Below are 4,243 nucleotides of genomic sequence, written 5' to 3' on the forward strand. Positions count from 1 at the left end.
GAATCACGCAGTGCACAACCCGACACTTAGCTTTGGGCCGTAACACCAGAGCAGAAGGAGCTAACAACATGGCAGATAAGACCTCTGATGCAAAACTTTTCGCGCGCGACCCACAAAGGCGCATCACCGCAGCGACAGCAATCGGTATGAATGTCTTGAAGCCAATTATGCACTTTCAGATCTCAATGCTAAGGATGTGGGCCGACAGCATCGAGAGGTTCGCGGGCAATTACGAAAAGGGGTTGGACGAAACCGCGACCACTGTCGAGGAACAGTCAGACAAGGAACGCGCCGCGTAGATTAACGCGAATGGTTAGGCGGAGTTCGAGTTGGGTCAAAAGCCGCCGACGTCGGCTGAACTGGGCTATGCTCGCTCTACCTCTGTGAACCGACGTTCCAATGGCCAGAGGGACTTTCGGCTAGGGGCCCCTGAGCCGAACGACACTTAAGTCGTTGTCATGTCGGCTGTCAGTGGTAGACCAGACCCCGGCCCATGCTCGCATGCATCGCTGTTCCAGCTCCTTAACCAATGCTCGCTGGAGTACAGCAAGCCTGGCAAACAACGCTTTCTTGTTCGTGTCGGTCGCGAGCTTGCTGATTAACTTGCACTCGTCGGCTTCATTCCGAAGCTTCTCCAAATGCGCCTGCATGTCTTTCATTCGTCTTTTCCTCCCTGCCCGGGAAGATTAGGCAATGGAGGAGCCAGAGGGCAATAACCTAGAAGAATTAGGGCTGCGCCTTTGTGGGCCCTAGACGTCGTGCAATGGCTTCGGTTGCAGACCTAAACTCCATCGCCTCGCGCGTAGTCATAAATCGGGCGCCGCGATTCAAGGCACGTTTGACGTCCGCTATGCCCTTAGTAGTTGGCGGGAAAGCCGACACAGCTGGAGGTCCGAGACGGGCCAATAGGCGACATCGTCCGCCAACCAGAGCGCCAACTAAGGCTCTAAGTGACCGAAAATCAGTCCCCCATTCACCAGCCTTCGGACCTTCGGTGGGGCCGCCAGCCGGACGACTGGGCGACGGCTGTACGATTTGTCTGTACGCCATCTGCGCAGCGCCGAACGAACGCGACATCGCGTCTGGCGCAACCGTCGAATTCAAATCGTTACGAACCCGTAATGAAAATGCGTCTTGTTGCATAAGGCTTTGCGTCGCCCGATCATCACCCTTGGATCGCACGAAATTCATTCGAAACTTTTCGCGGCTCGCGCGATCAAGGCCTTCGCAGCATTCAGCAATGACGCTGAACCTCTTCAAAAAAATATGGGAAGTGAACATGCTCAAGAGGTTACTCGGAGCGGCCGCAATGGCTGCCGTTGCATACGCCGCCGTTCCAGCCTGCGCCGCGAAACCGGGAGGCTGCATCCAGCTTCGCCCGCGGCGGAGATCAAATCAATAAAGTGCAACGCCGCTTTTATTGCTCGGTCGCCAGCGTCAACAAGTCCGACTTGGGCACTTGCGCCCGGCCCAATGCGCTCCCAAGTCAGCGCTCACGGGGACAGGCAGACTCCCGTTTAGACGAGTACCGTCCAAGCTCTGCGCAACGCTCGACGCCTCGAGGAGATTGCGCATGGACGGAAATCTTTTGGTGGAACTGCGACACCCACCGGCTGCGGCCGCTCCTTCGCGGCCCTCTCGGCCTCCGACCGGCACCGCGCTCGCGAAAAGCGATGCCCCGGCCAAAATCCGAACCTCGTGTCTGGAGCCGTGGACCAATTCGGACGGCGTGGTGGTCGTCTACTCCTCCCGCCTGGGAGGGCCCATGTACGCCCACGAGCAAGTTACCCTGTCGATCGTTGCCGAGGCGATTGCTCAGATCAAAGGCGCCAAGTTTGCGGGTCTCTACGACAGCGCCAAGAGGTATCCAGGAAATGTGTTCTTCGTTCCCGACGATACATTGGTGCTGGACGAGGCATCGTGCCTCGGCATTCGCCGTCCCACCGATCTCTTCGGCGCTGTCGTCCCCTATCCTTTCGCGAAAACCAAGGCCATCACCCATCAGCTGCTCGATCCCAGGGCGGATCGACCGGAAGGTTGGTCTTCCGCCTATGCGGAATTGGTCCAGGACGTCGTGTTGCCGGGTTACACCGTCTTCAGCGTGGATGACGCCCGGACCGCGGCGGGACGTCTCTTGGGCTCCGGGCCAATCCGGATAAAAGAGCCGCTCGCGGCCGGAGGCGCAGGCCACGCCGTTGCCACGACGATCGCTGAAGTGGAAGCATTCCTCGAGGCGTTTCCCGAGGCCGCGATCGCCGCCCACGGGCTGGTGGTCGAGTCGAACCTCCGTGACGTCACGACGGTGAGTATCGGGCAGATCACGGTCGATGATATGACCATCGCGTATCACGGCAAGCAGAGGGTTGCGACGAACAATGCAGGATGCCGAGTTTATGGCGGCTCCGCTCTGGTCTGCGTGCGCGGTGGCTGGGAGGCGCTGGCGCGGCTGCCGATGCCCGGCGCGATCTGCCTCGCTGCCTCTCAGGCCAAACTGTACGAGGATGCCATGCGTGAGTATCCGGGCTTCATAGTTTCGCGCCGGAACTACGATGTTGCTCAGGGGCTCGACGGCAAAGGCCGGAGACGATCAGGCGTTCTGGAAGCGTCGTGGCGCTCGGGCGGAGCCAGCACGGCCGAACTCGCAGCGCTGAGGGAATTTGTGCGGGATCCCACGCTGCACGTCGTCGAAGCGTGTGCCGTGAAGCTCTTTGGCAAGGGGCACGAAGCACCCCGAAACGCCGTCGTACATTATCGGGGCGATGATCCTGAAGACGGCCCAATCACGCGATACACGATGGTCACAGGAAAATTGAAGCGGAACGATGCAGGCTACGGCACAAGACACGCTGCGATGCTCGAAGCAAGGCTAGTCTTCTAGCCGATGCGTCACCCGAGGGCTCGCCCCGTGACCATGTGTGCCATGCCGACCGCGGATTCGTGGGTCGTCCGGTGAAGCGCACCTTTCGTTCGCTGAGCAGCTTTAACTACCGGGCGTGGGCCGGCGGGGCACTGGTCTCGAATGTGGGAACCTGGATGCAGCGCACCGCCCAGGACTGGCTCGTGCTCACCCAGCTGACCCACGGCAATGCGGCCGCGGTCGGTGTGGTGATGGCGCTCCAGTTCGGACCCCAAGCCCTTTTGCTGCCCGTGAACGGTTTTGCGGCCGATCGTCTGGACCGGCGAAAGCTCCTGCTCGGCACCCAGGCGGCGATGGGAGCGCTCGCCCTTGGGCTGGGCATCCTCACCGTCGCAGGGATCGTCCGGTTGTGGCATGTGTACGCCTTTGCGCTTCTGCTGGGCTGTGTAACAGCATTCGATTCGCCGGCGCGCCATACCTTCGTCTCGGAACTGGTCGGGGAAGCTGATCTGTCGAACGCAGTGGCACTGAATTCCACCTCGTTCAACGTCGCACGGATGATTGGCCCGGCCCTGGCCGGCATCCTCATCGCGACCACGGGCTCCGGCTGGGTGTTCTTGATCAGCGCCGCCTCGTTTGCCGCCGTGCTCTGCGCGCTGGGGCTCCTTCGCGTCGGTGAGCTTCATCCAAGGGATCGAGCCCTCCGGGCCCGCGGGAGCCTCGCCGAGGGGTTTCGCTATGTGTGGAAGAGACCCGACCTGAAGGCCGTGCTTGTCATGTTGTTTTTGATCGGCACGTTCGGACTGAATTTTCCGATCTTCATCTCCACCATGTCCACCACGGTCTTTCACTCCGGCGCGGGCCAATACGGGCTCCTGACTTCGATCATGGCGGTCGGATCGGTCGCCGGCGCGCTCGTCGCTGCCAGGCGGGAGAAACCCGGCATGCCGCTTTTGCTCGGTGCCGCGGCAACCTTCGGGTTCGGCTGCGCGTTCGCCGCGGTCATGCCCAACCGCTGGCTCTTCGGGTTCGCCCTCCTCGTTATCGGCGTGTCCTCCCAGACCTTCACCATCTCGACGAACAGCTTGGTGCAACTGTCGACCGAGCCCGTCATGCGCGGGCGTGTGATTGCGATCCTCCTCGCCATCGCGTTGGGCGGCGCCCCCATTGGCGCGCCGATCGTCGGTTGGGTCGCTGATCGGTTCGGCCCGCGCTGGGCGCTCGGCGTCGGCGCTGCCGCGGGCTTGGCCGCGGCGATGGTGGCGATCTGCTACCTCGCAAAGTACGGTCACCCGCGCGTGCGCATCGACCCTGAACGCCTCCGCTTCATCCCGAGCTCTCGGCCTGAAAACTCCGCCTGCGGTGCTCGCCCGCGCCGACTAGGCG

At 61.6% G+C, this 4,243-nt stretch carries 4 protein-coding genes; 3 read left to right on the plus strand and 1 reads right to left on the minus strand.

The window, feature by feature from the left end; all coding sequences use genetic code 11:
• The first annotated feature begins 68 nt into the window (after positions 1-68).
• Positions 69-299 carry a hypothetical protein gene (locus tag J6497_RS40235; RefSeq protein WP_225709678.1) on the plus strand — a complete coding sequence of 77 codons (231 nt, stop codon included), beginning with the start codon at positions 69-71 and terminating at the stop codon, positions 297-299.
• A gap of 120 nt (positions 300-419) precedes the next feature.
• Here J6497_RS40235 and J6497_RS40240 read toward each other — a convergent pair whose 3' ends face one another.
• Positions 420-659, minus strand: coding sequence for a Trp family transcriptional regulator (locus J6497_RS40240; protein WP_225709679.1), 240 nt, complete (start codon positions 657-659; stop codon positions 420-422).
• Between the two features lie 914 nt (positions 660-1,573).
• On the opposite strand from J6497_RS40240, the gene J6497_RS40245 reads away from it, so the two are divergent.
• Together J6497_RS40245 and J6497_RS40250 are read left to right on the plus strand one after the other, a co-directional pair.
• Positions 1,574-2,878, plus strand: a complete 1,305-nt coding sequence (locus tag J6497_RS40245) for a DUF3182 family protein (protein ID WP_225709680.1) — start codon at positions 1,574-1,576, stop codon at positions 2,876-2,878.
• A gap of 71 nt (positions 2,879-2,949) precedes the next feature.
• Positions 2,950-4,243 (plus strand): MFS transporter (locus J6497_RS40250; RefSeq protein ID WP_225709681.1); only part of this gene is annotated, 1,294 nt, incomplete at its 3' end.

It is taken from the genome of Bradyrhizobium cenepequi (assembly GCF_020329485.1).
Classification (GTDB): Bacteria; Pseudomonadota; Alphaproteobacteria; order Rhizobiales; family Xanthobacteraceae; genus Bradyrhizobium; species Bradyrhizobium cenepequi.